The sequence below is a fragment of the Uliginosibacterium aquaticum genome (assembly GCF_012972705.2).
Classification (GTDB): domain Bacteria; phylum Pseudomonadota; class Gammaproteobacteria; order Burkholderiales; family Rhodocyclaceae; genus Uliginosibacterium; species Uliginosibacterium aquaticum.
The window spans coordinates 1,584,744-1,603,959 of the sequence record NZ_JABCSC020000001.1 but is presented as its reverse complement, the minus strand read 5'-3'; the positions used below and the strand labels follow the sequence as shown (position 1 = coordinate 1,603,959).

The 19,216-nt window shown below is 62.3% G+C and carries 16 protein-coding genes; 12 read left to right on the top strand and 4 right to left on the bottom strand.

The genetic code is table 11. The annotated features are described in order from the left end of the window. Positions 1–29: 29 nt before the first annotated feature. Together acs and HJ583_RS07145 are read right to left on the bottom strand one after the other, a co-directional pair. Complete coding sequence (acs, locus tag HJ583_RS07150) at positions 30–2,012, bottom strand: acetate--CoA ligase (protein WP_170021239.1); 1,983 nt, start codon at positions 2,010–2,012, stop codon at positions 30–32. A gap of 101 nt (positions 2,013–2,113) precedes the next feature. Continuing rightward, the gene (locus tag HJ583_RS07145; protein ID WP_170021238.1) at positions 2,114–4,798 is read right to left on the bottom strand and encodes a cation-translocating P-type ATPase; all 2,685 of its coding nucleotides are present in this window, start codon (positions 4,796–4,798) and stop codon (positions 2,114–2,116) included. A gap of 225 nt (positions 4,799–5,023) precedes the next feature. On the opposite strand from HJ583_RS07145, the gene HJ583_RS07140 reads away from it, so the two are divergent. The 9 genes from HJ583_RS07140 to HJ583_RS07100 all read left to right on the top strand — a co-directional run bounded on the left by HJ583_RS07140 (position 5,024) and on the right by HJ583_RS07100 (position 14,824). Continuing rightward, a complete protein-coding gene (locus HJ583_RS07140; RefSeq protein WP_101942923.1) occupies positions 5,024–5,632 on the top strand; it encodes an acetate uptake transporter in 609 nt (202 codons plus the stop codon). Between the two features lie 167 nt (positions 5,633–5,799). Continuing rightward, positions 5,800–6,042: a hypothetical protein gene (locus tag HJ583_RS07135; protein ID WP_170021237.1), complete on the top strand. Its 243-nt coding sequence runs from the start codon at positions 5,800–5,802 to the stop codon at positions 6,040–6,042. A 100-nt stretch (positions 6,043–6,142) separates the two neighbouring features. Beyond that, the gene (locus tag HJ583_RS07130) at positions 6,143–8,845 is read left to right on the top strand and encodes a bifunctional acetate--CoA ligase family protein/GNAT family N-acetyltransferase (RefSeq protein WP_170021236.1); all 2,703 of its coding nucleotides are present in this window, start codon (positions 6,143–6,145) and stop codon (positions 8,843–8,845) included. A 31-nt stretch (positions 8,846–8,876) separates the two neighbouring features. Beyond that, complete coding sequence (locus tag HJ583_RS19065) at positions 8,877–9,188, top strand: putative quinol monooxygenase (protein WP_170021235.1); 312 nt, start codon at positions 8,877–8,879, stop codon at positions 9,186–9,188. Then, positions 9,185–9,796 (top strand): DNA-3-methyladenine glycosylase I, encoded by a 612-nt coding sequence (locus HJ583_RS07120; RefSeq protein ID WP_170021234.1) that lies wholly within the window; start codon positions 9,185–9,187, stop codon positions 9,794–9,796. Before HJ583_RS19065 ends, HJ583_RS07120 begins: the two co-directional genes overlap by 4 nt. Positions 9,797–9,823: 27 nt before the next feature. Continuing rightward, positions 9,824–10,672 carry a D-hexose-6-phosphate mutarotase gene (locus HJ583_RS07115; RefSeq protein ID WP_170021233.1) on the top strand — a complete coding sequence of 283 codons (849 nt, stop codon included), beginning with the start codon at positions 9,824–9,826 and terminating at the stop codon, positions 10,670–10,672. Between the two features lie 409 nt (positions 10,673–11,081). Next, positions 11,082–13,343 (top strand): formate C-acetyltransferase, encoded by a 2,262-nt coding sequence (gene pflB / locus HJ583_RS07110; protein ID WP_101942934.1) that lies wholly within the window; start codon positions 11,082–11,084, stop codon positions 13,341–13,343. Between the two features lie 119 nt (positions 13,344–13,462). Continuing rightward, positions 13,463–14,302: a pyruvate formate-lyase-activating protein gene (pflA, locus tag HJ583_RS07105; protein ID WP_170021232.1), complete on the top strand. Its 840-nt coding sequence runs from the start codon at positions 13,463–13,465 to the stop codon at positions 14,300–14,302. A gap of 27 nt (positions 14,303–14,329) precedes the next feature. Next, positions 14,330–14,824: a hypothetical protein gene (locus HJ583_RS07100; RefSeq protein WP_170021231.1), complete on the top strand. Its 495-nt coding sequence runs from the start codon at positions 14,330–14,332 to the stop codon at positions 14,822–14,824. A 24-nt stretch (positions 14,825–14,848) separates the two neighbouring features. Here HJ583_RS07100 and rocF read toward each other — a convergent pair whose 3' ends face one another. Next, a complete protein-coding gene (gene rocF, locus HJ583_RS07095; RefSeq protein WP_170021230.1) occupies positions 14,849–15,766 on the bottom strand; it encodes an arginase in 918 nt (305 codons plus the stop codon). Continuing rightward, positions 15,763–17,064 (bottom strand): threonine/serine exporter family protein, encoded by a 1,302-nt coding sequence (locus tag HJ583_RS07090; protein ID WP_170021229.1) that lies wholly within the window; start codon positions 17,062–17,064, stop codon positions 15,763–15,765. Before HJ583_RS07090 ends, rocF begins: the two co-directional genes overlap by 4 nt. Between HJ583_RS07090 and HJ583_RS07085 the strand changes: the two genes are divergently transcribed. The 3 genes from HJ583_RS07085 to HJ583_RS07075 all read left to right on the top strand — a co-directional run bounded on the left by HJ583_RS07085 (position 17,048) and on the right by HJ583_RS07075 (position 19,214). Continuing rightward, a complete protein-coding gene (locus HJ583_RS07085; protein WP_170021228.1) occupies positions 17,048–17,188 on the top strand; it encodes a hypothetical protein in 141 nt (46 codons plus the stop codon). The two genes, HJ583_RS07090 and HJ583_RS07085, sit on opposite strands and share 17 nt — an antisense overlap. A 77-nt stretch (positions 17,189–17,265) precedes the next feature. Further along, entirely contained in the window at positions 17,266–18,210 is a 945-nt protein-coding gene (locus HJ583_RS07080; RefSeq protein WP_170021227.1) for a lysylphosphatidylglycerol synthase transmembrane domain-containing protein, read from the top strand. Continuing rightward, positions 18,207–19,214, top strand: coding sequence for a glycosyltransferase family 2 protein (locus tag HJ583_RS07075; RefSeq protein WP_170021226.1), 1,008 nt, complete (start codon positions 18,207–18,209; stop codon positions 19,212–19,214). Before HJ583_RS07080 ends, HJ583_RS07075 begins: the two co-directional genes overlap by 4 nt. The last annotated feature ends 2 nt before the right edge of the window (positions 19,215–19,216 follow it).

Below are 19,216 nucleotides of genomic sequence, written 5' to 3'. Positions count from 1 at the left end.
CAGCCCCCCAAGTCTGCTGCTGAAACGACTCAGGCCGAGTGCCTGAGTTGTTCCAGAATGGCGGGGTTTTCCAGGGTCGACACATCCTGGGTAATTTCCTCACCCTTGGCGAGAGCCCTGAGCAGGCGCCGCATGATCTTGCCGGAGCGGGTCTTGGGCAGGTTGTCACCGAAACGAATGTCTTTCGGCTTGGCGATCGGCCCGATTTCCTTGGCCACCCAGTCCTGCAAAGCCTTGGTCATGGCCTTCGCCGCATCGCCACTGGGCCGCGCCTGCTTTAGAACTACAAAGGCACAGATGGCTTCGCCGGTGAGCTCATCCGGGCGCCCGACCACAGCAGCTTCGGCCACCAGCGGGTTGGCCACCAGCGCCGACTCGATTTCCATGGTTCCCATCCGGTGGCCGGAAACGTTCAGCACATCGTCGATGCGGCCCATGATGGTGAAATTGCCAGTCTTGGCATCACGCATCGCACCGTCGCCTGCGAGATACAGGCGCCCGCCCAGATCATCCGGGTAGTAGCTCTTCTTGAAACGCTCCGGATCACCGTAAATGTTGCGGATCATCGACGGCCAGGGTTTCTTGACGACCAGAAAACCACCCTTGCCCCACTCCACGTCATGCCCGGTCTCATCCACGATGGCGGCCTGGATGCCCGGGAAGGGCAAGGTGCAGGAACCGGGCACCAGCGGCGTCACACCCGGCAAGGGGGTGATCATGTGGCCACCGGTTTCGGTCTGCCAGAAGGTATCCATGATCGGACAACGCGAACCGCCGATCTGCTCGTAGTACCACATCCAGGCTTCCGGGTTGATCGGCTCCCCCACCGAGCCCAGAAGACGCAGCGAATCGAGCTTGTAGTTGCGCGGCGCAACCTTCGGATCGACTTCGGAGGCCTTGATCAGCGCGCGGATCGCCGTCGGCGCAGTGTAGAAAACGCTGACCTTGTGCGCCTCGATGGTCTGCCAGAAGCGCCCGGCATCCGGATAAGTCGGCACGCCTTCGAACACGATCTGGGTTGCCCCGCAGGCCAGCGGCCCGTAAGCGATATAGGTGTGGCCGGTGACCCAGCCAATGTCGGCGGTGCACCAGAAGGTATCCTGCGGCTGGATGTCGAAAGTCCACTTCATGGTCAGGATGGCATGCAGCAGATAGCCGCCACTGGAGTGCTGCACGCCTTTCGGCTTGCCGGTGGAGCCGGAGGTGTAGAGCAGGAACAGCGGATGCTCGGCCCCCACCCACTCCGGCTCGCATTCAGCGGGCTGTTTGGCAATCAGTTCGTCCAGATAGATGTCACGCCCCTCCTGCATGGCAATCGCGGCGCCGGTACGGCGATACACAACCATGGTATGGATGCTCTCGCAGCCCCCCATGCCCAGCGCCTCATCCACCACGCTCTTGAGGCCCAGACTCTTGCCGCCACGGCACTGCTCGTCAGCCGTGATCACCGCCACCGCGCCGGCATCCGAGATACGCTCCTGCAGGCTCTTGGCCGAGAAGCCACCGAACACCACCGAGTGGGTTGCGCCGATGCGCGCGCAGGCCTGCATGGCGGCCACCCCTTCGACCGACATCGGCATATAGATCACCACCCGGTCACCCTTGCCAATGCCGCGTGCCTTGAGGCCGTTGGCAAATTTGCAGACCATCGCATGCAGCTCGCGATAGGTAGTCTTGCTGGCCTTGCCATCATCCGCCTCAAAGATGATCGCCACCTTGTCGGCATTGCCGTTCTCGAGGTTACGGTCCAGGCAGTTGTAGGAGACGTTCAGCGTGCCATCCGCAAACCAGTGATAGAAAGGCGCTTCAGACTCATCCAGGCTCTGCGTGAAGGGCTTTTTCCAGCTGACGTGCTCGCGCGCCAGACGCGCCCAGTAGCCGCTGTAATCAGCTTCGGCTTCCTTGCACAAGGCCTCGTAGGCGGCCATGCCGGAGATCGTGGCGCGCGCCACCGTCTCGGCAGAAGGCGGAAAAACCCGGGTTTCCTGCATTACTGAATTGATTGTGCTCATTTCTGTCTCTCTCCTGCGGTGGGAGCCGACATGCTATGACCATGTCAAGCAATTGATAATTATCAAAAGCCCTGATGCCCGAAGGTATTCAGTAGGGGCTTTCACGTACGCCGCTCCAGCCACATCCGGAGCCCTTTCTCACCCTCTACCAGCAACAGGAGCGTCAAGCCAAGCAGCAGGATGTAGCCCCAGCTGGCCACCGGCAGGGCAGCCGTGCCAAACAGCAGCTGCAGCGTGGGCAGATAGGTGAAAGCCAGTTGCAGGCTCATCACGACCGCAATTGCTAGCCACGCCGGACGATTGCGCAACAGACTGCCCAGCACGCAATGCTCCAGATCGCCACAATTGAGAAGATAGGCCGCCTCACCCACCACGATCATGTTCACGGCCGCCGTGCGTGCCTGGGCAATACTCGCCCCTGTGGTGAGCTCAAGCTGGAACACCAGCAGGCTTGCACCGGCCATCAGAAGGGAGACCAGCAGGAGACGCCAAAGCAGGAAGCCCGAGATCAGGGACTCGGCCGGATCCCGTGGCGGGCGCTGCATGCAGGCCGCAGCGGCGGGCAGAAAGGCCAGTGAGATCGACAGGGTGATCTCGGTGAACATGTTCACCCACAGGATCTGCACCGGCGTGATCGGCATTTGCCAGCCCAGCAGCATTGCCAGCACGATGCCCCCGACCTCACCACCGTTGGTAGGCAGGATGTAGAGGATGGCCTTGCGGATGTTTTCATAGACCGTGCGGCCCTCCTCCACGGCATGACCGATCGAAGCGAAGTTGTCATCGGTAAGCACCATGCCCGCTGCTTCGCGCGCCACCTCGGTGCCCTTCTGCCCCATCGCCACCCCCACGCTGGCACGCTTGAGGGCCGGCGCATCATTCACGCCATCTCCCGTCATCGCCACCACTGCACCGCCCGCCTGCAAAGCTTCGACCAGACGCAGCTTGTGCGCGGGGCTGGCCCGCGCGAAGACATCCACCTCATGCACCACCGCCCTGAGATCGGCATCGCTCATGGCCTCGATCTGGCTGCCGGTGAGCGTGCGTCCCGCATCACCGCCAATCCCGAGCTGGCTGGCAATGGCCCGCGCCGTAATGGCGTGATCCCCGGTAATCATCTTCACGCGAATGCCTGCGCCATGGCAGCGCGCCAGCGAGGCACGCACTTCCTCGCGCGGCGGATCGATGATGCCCACTAACCCGAGCAGCACGAAGTGGCCTCCGAGCGCGTCGAGGCTCAACTCGGCCTGCTCGGCATCCGGCACCCGCTGAGCGAGCGCCAGCACCCGTAAGCCCTCGGAAGCAAGGGCTGTTTCCTGCGCCAGCCAGTAAGCCTGGTCAAGCGGTATATCACCAGAATCGCCCCGCTGGCGGTCACAGCGCGCCAGCACGGCCTCCGGCGCGCCCTTCAGGTAAATGGCGGCCTCATGCAGAGTAGCCATGTAACGATGCTCGGCCGCAAACGGAATCACATCGTGACGCGGCGCCCGCGCAGCCTCCTCAGCATGTTCCAGCCCGAGCTTGAGCGCCAGAGTACACAGTGCGCCTTCGGTCGGATCGCCCTGTAGCTGCCAGCCATCCACGCCCTGACGAACCTGCGCGTCATTGCATAGCAAGCCCGCCAGTGCCAGTTCCCCCAGCACGGCGTAGTCACGTGGCTCGATACGCCGACCACCCACATGGATGCCCCCCTCCGGGCCATAGCCGGTGCCGTCCAGTTCAAACACCTGCTCGCCGGTCGCCACGCGCAGCACCGTCATCTCGTTGCGGGTCAGGGTGCCGGTTTTGTCGGTACAGATCACACTGACCGAACCGAGCGTTTCCACTGCAGGCAAGCGCCTCACAATGGCATTACGCTTGGCCATGCGCTGCACGCCGATAGCCAGAGTGATCGTCACGATGGCCGGCAGGCCCTCCGGGATCGCCGCCACCGCAATCCCCACGGCCACCATGAACATCTCGCTCCACGCATAGCCCGCGCCCCACACCCCCAGCGCAAACACCACCACCGCCAGCACGCCGATCGCCAGGGTAAGTTGCCGGCTAAAACTCGCCATACGCGTCAGCAAAGGCGTATCAATACGCTCCACGGCAGCCAGCATGGCGCTGATTTGGCCGATCTCGCTCGCCGCGCCCGTCGCCACAACCACCCCACGCCCTTGGCCGTGCACCACCAGCGTGCCGGAAAAGGCCATGCATAGCCGGTCACCGGGCACAGCCTCACTGTCAACCGGTGCTACGCTCTTCTCAACCGGCTCCGCCTCCCCTGTCAGCGCAGCTTCCTCGACGCGCAAGGCTTTGACCTCAAAAAGGCGCAGATCCGCCGGCACTTTGTCGCCTTCAGCCAGCAGCACGATATCTCCCGGCACCAGTCGAGCAGCGTCCACGGCGAGTTGCTGGCCGCCTCTCAGCACCCTCGCCGTGGGAGTCAGCATCTTGCCGATTGCGGCCAATGCCGCTTCGGCTCGCCCTTCCTGAACAAAGCCGATCAGGGCATTGACGATCGTCACGCCGATGATCACAGCGGCATCCAGCACATGCCCCAACAACAAGGTGAGCACGCCGGCAGCCAGTAGAACCAGCACCAGAAGGTTATTGAACTGATCCAGAAAACGCAGCCAGGCCGGCCGCACCTGAGCTACGGGCAGAAGATTGGGGCCATAACGCTGCAGACGGAGCTCGGCTTCGCTAGCCGACAAGCCCGCCCCGTCGGTATTCAGGACGGCCAGCACCTCGCTTGCCGCTCGGGCATGCCACGCTTCAGCGCGCGGCGCTTGCTGTGTCATCCTGCCTCCCAGACCAAAAACCCTGCTTTCTTTATAGGCTTTTACATTTGTTTGCGTTTTTGGCCCGGCCGCTCAAAAAGCTTCCCGAAGCCTGTCCCAGCCCGGTAATCTGCGCGCCCGATAAGGACAAACCCCTAACACTTTTGATCCAGACGAAATGTTTTGACCAGCTTCGCTGGCAAGATGCGCCGTCTTTCATTCCCTGATTACTCCGGAGCCTCCCTCATGGCCGACGCTAAGCTTCACGACACCACCGCCAATCCCGCCCCGCTGGGCCTGCTCGGCTTCGGCATGACGACTGTGCTGCTGAACCTGCACAACGCTGGTCTCTTCGAGATGAACTCGATGATCCTCGCCATGGGTATCTTCTACGGCGGTATCGCCCAGGTCATCGCCGGCCTGATGGAATGGAAGAAGGGCAACACCTTCGGTACCGTGGCCTTCACCTCCTATGGCTTCTTCTGGCTGACCCTGGTCGGTCTGGTCACCTTCCCGAAGACCGGCCTGATGGACGCCACCTCCACCGGCGGTCTGGTTGCCTTCCTCGTGATGTGGGGCATCTTTACCGCGGTCCTGTTCGTCGGCACCCTGAAGCTCTCGCGCATCACCCAGCTGGTGTTCGGCTCGCTGGTCGTGCTCTTCGCCCTGCTCGCCATCGGTGACGCCACCGGCAACGAAGCCATCAAGCATCTGGCCGGCTGGGAAGGCATTCTTTGCGGCGCCTTCGCGATCTACGACGCGGCCGCCCAGATCATCAATGAAATCTACGGCCGCGACGTGCTGCCGATGGGCAAGCCCAAGGCCAAGGCCGTAGCGCTGAAGAAAGCGGCCTGAGCGACTCCGCTCCCGCAAGAAGGCGCCCCTGCCCCGTGCAGCGGCGCCTTTTTTACGCCTGCAACGCACGTCTGTAACATTTGTTTTCACCCTTCTGCGGAAGATCCCGCATTGCGGCATCCGGCGCCTGCAGCTAGCGTCAAGGCATCTACAGCCGGAGATGTGCCATGCCCGACACCGCCATTTACTGCAAGACCCGCAAGGGCATTGAAGAAATCGCCCACCGCAGCCACCACCTGCCCGCGCGTCTGCGCAGCACCCTGATCCTCATCGATGGCCACACCCCTTGGCTTGAGCTGCAGCAGCGCCTGATGCTGGGCAATGAAGCACACGCCGCCATCGAAACCCTCGTCAATGAGGGCTACATCGCCGTACTGACGAACGAACCCGTCACCGAGATGGAGATGTAACACTCCCGAAAGGGTTATCCCGGGCGTCAGGCGCCCTGTCCATGCGGCATACTCAAGTCACTGCCCGGCCATCCGCCGGAGCCTGCACGCAGGAAGCCCCGTGGACGAAAAACACTACCTCTCGCCGCTGTTCGAGCCGCGCAGTGTGGCCATCATCGGCGCCACCGAGCGCGACAACGCACTCGGTGCGATTCTCGTGCGCAACATGCTAGGGGCGGGCTTCAAGGGTGCCCTGCATGCGGTCAACCCGAAATACGACAGCGTTCAGGGAGTGCCCTGCTTCGCGCATATCGGTGACGTACCGGGCAAGGTGGACCTGGCCGTCATCGCGACGCCGGCCGGCAGCGTGCCAGGACTGATCGATGAATGCGGGCGTGCTGGCGTCAAGATCGCCGCGGTACTCTCCGCTGGCTTCGGCGAGAGCGGTACCCTGGGCGCTCAGCTGGAGGAAGACACGGTACACATCGCCCGTCAGTACGGCATGCGCGTACTGGGGCCGAACAGCCTCGGCGTAGCACGCCCGCTGCTAGGCCTCAACGCCACCTTTGCCGGCAGCCAGCCGATTGCCGGCTCGATCGGCTTCGTTTCTCAATCCGGCGCCCTGTGCGCGGCAGTGCTCGATTACGCCCGGCCGAACCAGGTTGGCTTCTCGAATGTAATTTCACTAGGGGTTTCGGCCGAACTGGATTTCGGCGAGATCCTCGATTATCTGGTGTGGGATTTCCGCACCGAAGCCATCCTGGTCTACATCGAAGGCATTCGCGATGCACGCCGCTTTCTTAGCGCGATCCGCGCCGCCGCCCGGGCCAAACCAGTGATGGTGCTCAAAGTGGGTCGCCATCCGGTCGGCTCACGCGCAGCTCAGGCGCACACCGGCGCGGTCACGGGCGACGATGCCGTATTCGACGCCGCTCTGCGCCGCTCCGGGGTGATCCGCCTGAACACCCTGACCCAGCTTTTTTCCAGCCTCAAAGGGCTCTTCGTGCATTTCCGGCCGCGCGGCAACCGTCTCGCCATCATTACCAATGGCGGCGGCCCGGGCGTGATGGCCGCCGACCGCGCCGGTGACCTCGGCATCGAACTGGCGCGCCTGGCACCCGATACCATCGCCCATCTGGAAGAGCTGCTGCCTTCGCATTCGCGCGTCGACAACCCGATCGACCTGATCGGAGACTCCAGCCCCGAGCGCTATGCCAGCGCACTCCAGACCTTGCTGCAGGACGAGCATGTCGACGGTGTGCTGTGCCTGCTCTCACCACTCGCCATGAGTCAGCCCAGTGAAGTGGCGCGCCGCGTGGTGGAACTCGCCAAGGGCTCGGACAAGCCCATCCTCACTTGCTGGCTTGGAGATGATGCCTGCCTTGAAGCCCGCGAGATCTTCCGTCAGGCACGCATCCCCTCGCTGCGCACGCCAGAGAGCGCTGTCGACCTGTTCTCCCACATCAGCTCCTACTACCGCAACCAGCAATTGCTGACCCAAGTGCCGGCCCCCCTCGAATACGAAAAAGCACCGCTTCGCGAACTTGCCCGCAGCATGATCGAGAGTGCACTCAAGGCCCACCGCACTGTACTGCGCCGCCACGAAGCCATCGCCCTGCTTGCAGCCTTCCACATCCCGGTTACCGAGTTGCGCGTGGTGCACAGCCCTGCTGAAGGCATCGAAGCGGCAATGCATTTCGGCTTCCCGGTGGATATCAAACCGGATGCCGCGCTCGCGGGCACCCGCCTGCAGCACTTGGCCGGACGCCACAACCTGGCCAGTACCGTCGCCCTGCATCTGGCCTACGAAGAACTCACCAGCCAGCTCAAGCAGCAACTCCCCACAGAACTCGCCGCCGGCATGTGCATTGAGCCAAGCTGGCAGAGCCCTTACACCCGCGAACTGATGCTGCGCGTGTGGCGCGATCCAGTCTTCGGGCCCGTCATCGGGATTGGCGAGCGCAGCCTGGATCCGAACTATTGGCCGGACCGTGCGGTTGGCCTGCCGCCACTGAACGCCTTCCTCGTACGCGATCTCCTGCGCAGCACTCACGCCGAACGCATGCTCGGCGCACTCGACGGCATGCCTGCAGCCGATCTCGATGCGCTCGAACACACCCTGCTGCGAGTCTCCGACATCATCTGCGAAATGCCCTGGATCCGTTCGCTGGAGATCAACCCGCTGTGCGTGGACGATCGTGGCCTGCAGGTTGCCGACGCGCGCATCGAGATCGGCGAGATCCCGCGCAGCGCCGGCCGTTACGACCACATGGCGATTCACCCCTACCCGAGCAATCTGATCTATCCATGGCAACTCAAGGACGGCGCACCAATCACCATCCGCCCGATCAAACCGGAAGACGCGGAGATGAACCAGGCTTTCGTGCGAAAGCTCTCGCCCGAAACCAAGTACTTCCGGTTCATGAGCGCCCTGCGCGAACTCTCCCCGTCCCTGCTCGCCAAGCTCACCCAGATTGACTACGACCGCGAGCTGGCCTTCATTGCCACCCACCTCACCGAGGGCAACGAAATCCAGATCGGCGTATGCCGCTACACCACCAACCCGGATGGCTTCAGCTGCGAATTCGCCATCGTGGTGGACGACGCCTACCAGCACAGCGGCCTGGGCCGCAAGCTCATGGAGGTGCTCGTTACCACTGCCTGGCAGCGTGGCCTGCAAACCATGAAGGGCGAATTCCTCGCCAGCAATGAACGCATGCTGCGCTTTGTGGAACGCATCGGTTTCGTGCTGCGCAACGACCCGGAAGACAAAACCATCAAGCACGGCACGCTGGACCTTGCCAAAGCCAATAAGGCCGCCTGACAATCACCCCAGTTTCATGGACTCAAGCCTCATGCCTGCCAGCGCCATTCACGTCATTACCCTCGCCGAAGCCCTGCCCGAGCATTTCCCGGAAGTTGCCCGCACCCTCTCCGGAATGGCCGATCTGTGCCGTCAGGAAGAAGGCTGCCTGCGCTTTGACGTATATGCCGACAGCAAGCGTCCGTTTGCCCTCAACACCATCGAAACCTGGGAGAGCCTCGATGCGCACCAGCGCCATCTGGACTCGGCCCATGTCGCGCGCGGCGTCCTGAGCCTGCTTGGCAAGATGCGCGGATTGCCCGATATCCGCGTGCTACGCGCCATCAGCGAGCTGGACGAGTGAGCGCTGCCGACTGGCAGGATGGCCGCGCCCGCTGCGCCTGGCTTGGCACCTGGGCTGGCGCAGCCGATCCACTCTATCGTGACTACCACGATCAGGAATGGGGCATCCCCTGCCGCGACGAGCGCCATCTCTTCGAAATGCTCTGCCTCGAAGGCGCGCAGGCAGGCCTCGCCTGGATCACCATCCTCAAAAAACGCGAGGGCTACCGCCACGCCTTTCACGGCTTCGACATCGCTCGGATTGCTGCCATGACCGAGGCCGACATCGAAGCCCTGATGCAGGACGCCCGCATCGTCCGCAACCGCGCCAAGATCACCGCCACCATCGGCAATGCACGCGCCTGGCTGGCGCTGCGCGAGCGCGAAGGCGATGTAGTGGCCTGGCTGTGGCGCTTTGTCGGTGATCAGCCGCGCGTCAATCACTGGTCAGGCATGAGCGAAATTCCAGCTCGCACGCCTGAATCCGATGCTTTGTCAAAAGCGCTGCTCAAAGCCGGCTTCAAATTCGTTGGCAGCACCATTTGCTACGCCTTCATGCAGGCCACCGGCATGGTCAATGACCACACCACGACCTGCTTCTGCCATCCCGACCAGGCTCGTCCTGGCTGACCTGTTTCCCTTACGAAAGACCTGCCCATGCCCGCACCTCTTGCCCAGGACATCGATTATCACGGCCTGCCCGCCATCCACCTGCGCGCCCCCGATGGCGCCGAAGCCATCATCCTGCTGCACGGTGCACATCTCGTATCGTGGAAACCGGCCGGCGGCGAAGAGCGCCTGTACATGTCGGAAAAAGCCCTCTTCGAAGATGGCAAGCCGGTACGCGGTGGCGTGCCAATCTGCTTTCCGCAGTTCGGCAAAACCGGCCCCCTGCCCCAGCACGGCTTCGTGCGTGATCGCTCCTGGGAAAAGGTTTCCGCCCGCGCCGGCGACGACTTCGCCATGGCCGTGCTGCGCCTCACCGATTCGGAAGCCACCCGCGCCTTGTGGCCGCACGCCTTCAAGATCGAATTCAGCGTGGCAATCACGGCCAGCCGGCTCGACATGGAGCTTGAAGTCGAAAATACCGGCGAGGCACCGCTGCGCTTTACCGCCGCACTGCACACCTACATCCGCGTGAAAGAAGCCGAAGAGGCCCACCTCGAAGGGCTGCGCGGCCAGCAATACCGTGATCTGCTGACCGGCCAGATGCATTCTGACAGCGGCACCTTCGTGGCCATTGATCGCGAAACCACGCGCCAATATCTCGCCACCGAAAATCCGCTGCTGCTGCGCGACGATCGCCGCGCACTCGGCATCAATGCCGAAAACATGCCCGACACCGTCGTGTGGAACCCCTGGGAAGCCACCTGCGCCACGATCGCGGACCTGCCACCCAGTGCTTTCCGGCGCTTCCTGTGCGTGGAAGCCGGTGCCATCGAAAGCCCGGTCGAACTGCCCGCTGGAGAAGGCTGGTGGGGTCGCCAGAGCCTCGTCGCGATGTAATCGATCCCTCCTGCAAACGCGGGCTGGCAACCGGCACGGAGCCAGCCCAAGAGTGTGACAGGCGGAATCCGCTCTGGGTATACCCCTAATTTGTCGGATTCCTTCCATGAATCGACTTGACGGCTTAATTCCCGAGAGCTTTGATAGGGTATTTTCACCCTATAAATCAATGAATTGCGAGCCCATAATTATTGTTGCAGCGCACCTTCATAATCCTTTATGCCGGAATCCGAACATTCGATTCGGCTTATGACAGAACACCCACTAGCATTACGGTCAAAGAAGTCAAACAGAACAAAAAGCCCATTCCCGACAGCAAAGAATTGCGGCGAGCGAATCCTCTGAGAGCGGATACGTGCGCCAAGCCCTGAAAAGGGCCTCAACGGTTTCAATTCAACTCGGAGGCATCATGTCTGAACGCGACACTATCAATCTCGACTCAGCAGTAGCGCACGCCTGGCGCGGTTTCAAGGGCGGCGAATGGCAAAAACAAATCGAAGTCCGCGACTTCATCCAGAAGAACGTCAAATCCTATGAAGGTGATGACAGCTTCCTGGCCGGTGCCACCCCGCGTACCACCGCGATCTGGGCCAAGCTTTCCGAACTCTTCGTGCAGGAACGTGAAAAGGGCGTGCTGGATGTCTCCCAGATCCCGTCCTCGATCACCGCTCACGACGCTGGCTACATCGACAAAGACAACGAAGTCATCGTTGGTCTGCAAACCGAAGCCCCGCTCAAGCGCGCCATTTTCCCGAATGGCGGCTGGCGCATGGTTGAGAACAGCCTGAAGGCCTACAACTTCCCGGTCGACCCGAAAGTTGCCGAGATCTTCACCAAGTACCGCAAGACCCACAACGAAGGCGTGTTCGATGCCTACCCAGCTGACGTGCTGAAGGCCCGTCGCTCGCACATCGTGACCGGCCTGCCCGACGCCTACGGCCGTGGCCGCATCATCGGCGACTATCGCCGCGTGGCCCTGTATGGTGTGGACAAGCTGATCGAAGCCAAGAAGGCGGAAAAGCGTTCCATCGACGGCGCCCACTCCACCGACGCGATCATCCGCGACCGTGAAGAACTCTCCGAACAGCTCAAGGCCCTGACCGAACTGAAGGTCATGGCTGCCAAGTACGGTTTTGACCTCTCCAAACCCGCCGCAACCGCCAAGGAAGCCGTACAGTGGCTGTACTTCGGTTACCTCGCTGCGGTGAAGGAGCAGAACGGTGCCGCCATGTCGCTGGGCCGCACCTCCACCTTCCTCGACGCTTACTTCGAGCGTGATCTGGCCGAAGGCACCCTGACCGAATCCCAGTCGCAGGAAATCATCGACGACTTCGTGATCAAGCTGCGTATCGTCCGCTTCCTGCGCACCCCGGAATACGACGCCCTGTTCTCCGGCGACCCGACCTGGGTGACCGAGTCCCTTGGCGGCGTCTCTGAAGATGGCCGTCCGCTGGTCACCAAGACCTCTTTCCGCTACCTGAACACGCTCTACACCCTGGGCCCGGCACCGGAACCCAACATGACCGTGTTCTGGACGCCGAAACTGCCAGAAGGCTTCAAGAAGTTCTGTGCCAAGGTTTCGATCGACACTTCCTCGATCCAGTACGAATCGGACGAGCTGATGCGTCCGGCCTGGGGTGACGACACCGCCATCGCCTGCTGTGTGTCCGCCATGCGCGTGGGCAAGCAGATGCAGCTCTTCGGCGCTCGTGTGAACCTCGCCAAGTGCATGCTCTACGCCATCAACGGTGGCCGTGACGAAATGACGGGTGATCAGGTCATGCCGGCTTTCGAACCGGTCAAGGGTGATGTGCTGGACTTCGACGCCGTGATGAAGAACTACGACATCGCGATGGAATGGCTGGCCAAAACCTATGTGAATGCGATGAACTGCATCCACTACATGCACGACAAGTACGCCTACGAGCGTATCGAGATGGCGCTGCATGATTACAACCCGCTGCGTACCATGGCGTTCGGCATTGCCGGCCTGTCGGTGGTGGCTGACTCGCTGTCCGCCATCAAGAACGCCAAGGTCAAGGTGGTGCGTGATGAAACCGGTCTGGTGACCGACTACATCACCGAAGGCGACTTCCCGAAGTTCGGCAACAACGACGACGCAGTCGACCAGTACGCAACCTGGCTGGCCGAGACCTTCATGAACAAGCTGCGCAAGCACAGCACCTACCGTGATGCGCTGCACACCCAGTCGGTTCTGACCATCACCTCCAACGTGGTGTATGGCAAGAGCACGGGCAATACGCCGGATGGCCGCCGCCTTGGTGAACCGTTCGCACCGGGCGCAAACCCGATGCACGGCCGCGACAAGCTGGGCTTCGTGGCCTCGGCCATGTCGGTTGCCAAGATCCCGTACGAACACTGTCAGGACGGCATCTCGATGACCTCCTCGATCGTGCCGAGCGGTCTGGGCTCCACCCGTGCCGATCAGGTTGCCAACCTGGCCCGTTCGCTGGATGGCTTCTTCGGTGTCACTGGTTTCCACGTCAATATCAACGTGCTCAACCGCGACATGCTGGTCGACGCCATGGAACATCCGGAACAGTATCCGCAGCTGACCATCCGGGTTTCGGGTTACGCGGTGAACTTCATCAAGCTCACCAAGGAACAGCAGCTCGACGTGATCAACCGTACCTTCCACGGCGAAGTTTGATCAGCACATGACAGCGGGGTTTGATCGAACCCCGTAGGCGGAGTATCAAACTTCCGTCACAATCAAGTCTCGGCACTGCGGAAGCGGTGTCGGGACTTTTTTTTCCGGACTCCCGACTGATGAGTACTGAACACAAGATCGAACGCCCGCTCAAAGGCAGCCGTTTCGAGTTGCGCGCCCTCGACAGCAACATGGACGACGCCGATGCCGAGCGCCTTGCCCAGGAGGGGCGCTGGGGCTTCCTGCATTCAGAAGAAACCGGTTCGGCCGTGGACGGCCCTGGCATGCGCGTAGTGTTCTGGACCACTGGCTGCGAATTTCGCTGCACCTACTGCCACAACCCGGACACCTGGAAACTGAAGCACGGCCAGGTCGTCTGCGCTGATGACATTCTCGACGAGTTGAAGAAGTACAAGGACTACCTGCGCTTCTCGGGCGGCGGCCTCACCATCTCCGGCGGCGAACCTCTGGTCCAAGCGCCCTTCGTGATGAACATCATCCGCGGTGCTCGCGAAATGGGCATCCACACCTGCTTGGACACCAACGGCTACCTCGGTGATCGCCTCAGCGATGCCGACCTTTCCCAGATTGATCTCTTCCTGCTGGACCTCAAGAGCTGGGATCCGGAGACTCACCTCAAGGTCACCGCCAAGCAAGTCGAGCCGGTACTCAATTTTGCCCGCCGCCTCGCTGCACGCGGCCGCCCGATGTGGGTGCGCTTCGTCCTCGTGCCGGGCCACACCGATGCGCCGGACAACATCAAGGGCGTGGCCGCATTTGCCGCGTCGCTGGGCAATGTGGAGCGCGTGGACGTACTGCCCTTCCATCAGTTGGGCCGCTTCAAGTGGGAGCAGCTCGGCATGAAGTACGAGCTGACCGATACACCAACGCCCAAGCCCGAAGAAACCGAAGCCGCCAAGGCTATCTTCCGCGCCTACGGACTCAACTGTCCGAGCTGACCGATTTTCCTTTCTGCTTCATCTGCAATGTCTCACTCCGCTCAACAACTTCTCGATCTTGCTGCGCCGCACGCAGCCCGCTCGGTGCGCCTTGCCCGCCAGTATCTTGGCAAAGCCACCAGCATTGATGCCCAGGCCCTGCGCTGGCGTCGCATCTCCACCACGCTCGCCGCCATCGCGCCGATCCTGTTGCTGGCAGTGATCGCTGGCTCGCTGATCCAGACCAACTCGGCCCTGGTTGAAACCCTCTGGGAATTCACCGCAGGTGCCATGCTGCTAGCAGGGGTCGGCATTGCCATCGCCGATTCACGTGGTTTTTTCCTGCGCAGTATCAACACTGACGCCCCCCTTCTGCTTGAAGAGGTTCATCAAGTCGAAGAGGCTTCAGAACTTGCGCGCGCCTGGCACGCCGTGGTCACGCAGGAGCAACGCCCGCTACGCCAGTTTGATCTGGAAATCATGTGGGCGCTTTCTGCCCATGAGCGAGGCGACCAGGCACAGGACGCAGCCCCACATCACTGAGACGCGGCTCCGGCTGGCGCTATCTCAGCTCCTGCGCATCAGGGTGGATTTGCCGAACAGGCTTTCGATCAGATCCACCGCCAGATCCGCCGTCTTGTTGCGCACATCCAGCGCCGGGTTCAGCTCCACCACGTCCAGTGAAGCGAGCCGCCCGGTATCTGCGATCATTTCCATGCACAACTGAGCTTCGCGGTAAGTCGGCCCGCCCGGCACCAAGGTCCCCACACCCGGCGCAATTTCCGGGTCAAGGAAGTCCACATCGAAACTCACATGCAGATGGGTATTGTCGTCCAGGCCCAGCAGCGCCTGTTCCATGGTGTGGCGCATGCCGTTCTCGTCAATGAAGCGCATGTCGAACACATCCAGCCCCATCTCGTGCACGAAGCGCTTCTCCCCCTGATCCACCGAACGGATACCGATCTGGTAGATATTCCAGGGCTCGATGGCCGGCACCTGATCCGACATCGAAACCAGTTCAGCCGGGCCGTGGCCGCACAGGCAGGCCACCGGCATGCCGTGCAGATTGCCGCTCGGAGTGATGGTGGAGGTGTTGAAATCGGCATGCGCATCCAGCCACAGCACCCGCAGCTTCTTGCCAACCGCCCGGCAGTGGCGCGCCACTGCGCTGATCGAGCCGACCGCCAGCGAATGGTCACCGCCCAGCAGGATAGGCAATTGCCCAGCCTGCAGCGCCGCCAGCATCGCGTCGTGTACAGCACGATTCCACTCAATCACCTCAGCCAAATGCCGGTAGCCTGCCACCGGCGGTAGCCAAGGATTGGTCGGCCCGGCTAAATTGCCGTGATCTTCAACGCTCAATCCATGGCTTTCCAGGATCGGCTTGATGTCCGCCACACGCAGGGCTTCTGGCCCCATCGAGGCACCACGGGCTCCCGCACCGATATCGGTCGGCGCTCCGATCAGGACAATTCTCTGCGTCATTTGCGCAAGCCCTCCAGCAAACGGAAACAGTGCGCACCGACCCAGGCTCCCGCCAGCAAGCCCATGCCCATGCCCCCCACCACGAAAGCTGCCTTGAAACCACTGGCCAGTGTCGTCGATACCAGTGTCACCGGCGCATTCGCACCGGCAAATGAAATATCCATCGCCCCACCAATGGTCTGGAACATCAGCACCCCTGGCATCATCGGCACAGCACCGGCAAAGGCCACGGCCGCAAACGGAATGCGCATCGACGAGACCCAGCGGATCGCCATGAAGCCAATGGCCAGACAGGCAAACAGGGTCGCAATCTCGATCTGCATGCCCTGCTTGAGGCACAGGAAGCGCACCCCATGCCCCACCATGCCGCACAGGATGGAAGTCCACAACACGCGCCAGGGGGCATTGTAGAAAGCGCCGAAGCCGCAAGCGGCCACACCGGCAAGCAGCACGTCCTGCCACAGCGGAATGGGCGCCAGCACGATGCCTTTATAGATTGGCACGGTGGTCATTCCCAGGGTGATCCAGCCGCCGAGGAAAATACCCATCGCCGCAGCCACCAGAATGCCGGCCGCCAGGCCGAGGCGCGGAATGCCGGTCTGCATATTGTTCTCGATCATGTCGTAGAGGCCATTGATCAGATGCGGCCCCGGCACCAACATCAGTGCCGGCACGATCAGGCAGATGCCGGGGGTCTCGGTCCAGCCCAGCTGAATCACCAGCCCTCCCATCAAGGAGCCGATCAGCGCCGCCACGAACGGCAACGCAAAGAGCACCGGATGGTGCTTATGCATTTCCTGGCGCACCAGCATGCCCACCGCAGAAGACAGTGCAATCACCGCCATTCCGCCCCAGTCCGCCGACAGCAGCCAGGCCAGCGCGCCGGCGGCAAGGCCGAACATCACGGACAGTGTCCAGCGATCATGCCGCCCGGCGCTCTTCTCCACCTCATCAAGAATGCGGATCGCTTCGGGCAAACTCAGCTTGCCGGCACACACTTTATCGATGGTGAGATTCACCTGGGCACTCACCGCTACGTTGATGCGGAACTCCGGTGCCTGCGCATGTACGGTCACCCCATCAGGCGCAAACACCGTTACCGTGCGGTAGCCAATATGCACTTGCAGCGGCAGCCACAGGGCCATGCCGATTTCCTCGATACGCTCACGCAGGGAAGCGGTGCGCATGTTGTATTGCAGCAGCAGACGCGCCACACGCTGGATGAAGCGCAGTTCGTCCGATTCCAGGCCAGGTTTGGCCGCTGCTTCAGAAGCAGGGGTAATGAAAGAGTCGCTCATTGTTTTCGATGTTTTTGGGGGGTACTTCAAGCAGAAAGAAGCTGGCGGATTGAAATGGGGCGGCCAACGCGGCCCGATGCTAAAATCCGCACTCCTTCAAGCAATCTCCGGGCCGCAAGCCTGATTCCAGATGCGCCACCCAGCCAGTCGCGGCCCGATGCTACCCGTGTTTTGTATCAATCGGCACGCGGAGCTACGCTCTTGAAGACCTGGATCAAACGCATACTGGGTCTGACCATTAGCCTCGCCTTGCTGGCCTGGGTGCTGGCGGGTGCGCGCTGGCAGGATCTGGGCACCGCACTGGCGCAGATCAGGGGGCTGGACATTGCTTTGGCCGTTGTCGCTTTCGCAGCCAGCTATCTATTACGTGCAGCCCGCGTGCATGACGAGTTTGCGGAAGAAACCGGCGCACGTTTCGCCGCTATCCTGCGCCTCACACTCCTGCATAACGCCTCCATCAACATCCTGCCCTTCCGCAGCGGTGAGGCCACCTTCCCGATCCTGCTGTCCCGCTGGTTCGGCGTGCCGACCACCCGTGCCGTCGTAGCGCTGCTGTGGCTACGCATCCAGGACGCCTTCGTGGTGCTGGCACTGGCCGCCTTCATCTGGCCGGACCTGCACCCGGCGCTACGCGCACTGTGGATCGCCGCCGTCATCTTCGCCGCTTGGCTGATCCCGGCCTGGGCCGCACGCCACCCCGAAATCGAGGCCAAGGCAGGCAAGCTCGCCAGCACCGTGCATCGCGTGCGCACAGCACTGGCCGAGTCCACGCGCCATCACGGCCGCGGCTGGCTGTGGACCCTGGCCAACTGGTCCGTAAAGCTGGCCGCGCAAGCCTGGCTGCTCGCCGCGCTGGTGCAGGCCGGCCTGCTCACCGGGCTGGCCGGCGCGCTGGGCGTGGAGCTCGCCGCCATCCTGCCGATCCAGGGCGTAGCCGGCTTCGGCACCTACGAAGCCGGTGGTGCAGCCCTGCTCGCCCCGCATGGCATTCCCTTCGCCGCCGGCCTCAATGCCGCGCTGGTTCTGCACCTTTTCGTGATCGCCTGCTCGCTGGCAGCCGGCGCACTGGCTCTGGCCTTCCTGCCCGCTGCAACAACAGCCGCCGATCCTCAAACCGATTCAAAACCCGAGACCTCCGCACCATGAGCGAACCGATTTCCATCCCGGCCCACACCCTGTCCATCGTGATCCCGATGTACAACGAGGCCGACAACGTCGAGCCGATGATCACCCGCGTGCATGAAGGCCTTGCCGGCTATGCCCATCCCTGGGAGCTGATCCTGGTGGATGACGGCAGCTCGGACGCCACCCCCAACGAACTGCGCCGCGTCGGCGCCAAGTTCGGCCCGCATGTGCGCACCGTCGAACTGATGCGCAATTTCCGCCAGACCGCTGCCATGCAGGCCGGCATCGACGCCGCGCGCGGCTCGGTGATCGTCACCCTCGATGGCGACCTGCAGAACGATCCGGCGGATATCCCGCGCATGGTCGGCCGCCTCCTGAACGAAGATCTGGACATGGTTGCCGGCTGGCGCAAGAACCGCAAGGACGGCCTCTTCCTGCGCAAGATCCCCTCGCGCATTGCCAACCGCCTGATCGCCCGCATCACCGGCGTCACGCTGAATGACTACGGCTGCAGCCTCAAGGCCTTCCGCGCCGAGGTGCTGAAGCATGTGCGCCTCTACGGCGAAATGCACCGTTTCATCCCGGCCTGGCTGGCCACCGTCACCACGCCGCGCCGCATCGCCGAGGAAGTCGTCAATCACCACGCCCGTATCCACGGCGAATCCAAGTACGGCATCTCGCGCACCTTCCGCGTGATCCTCGACCTGATCTCGGTCTACTTCTTCATGCGTTTCCGCGCCCGCCCCGGCCACTTCTTCGGCGGCGCCGGTCTGATCCTCGGCGGCATCGGCAGCCTGATCCTCGCCTACATGGCTTTCCTCAAGTTCGTCGGCCACGAAAACATCGGCACCCGCCCGCTGCTGATGGTCGGCTTCTTCTCGATCATCATGGCCGTGCAGTTCATCCTCTCCGGCATCCTCGGTGAAACGCTCGCGCGCATCTACTTCGAGTCCGGCGCCGGCAAGCTCTATCAGGTGCGCAACCCGGACAATCTGACGGCCGACGAAGCCTGGCACAAGGGCTGAAC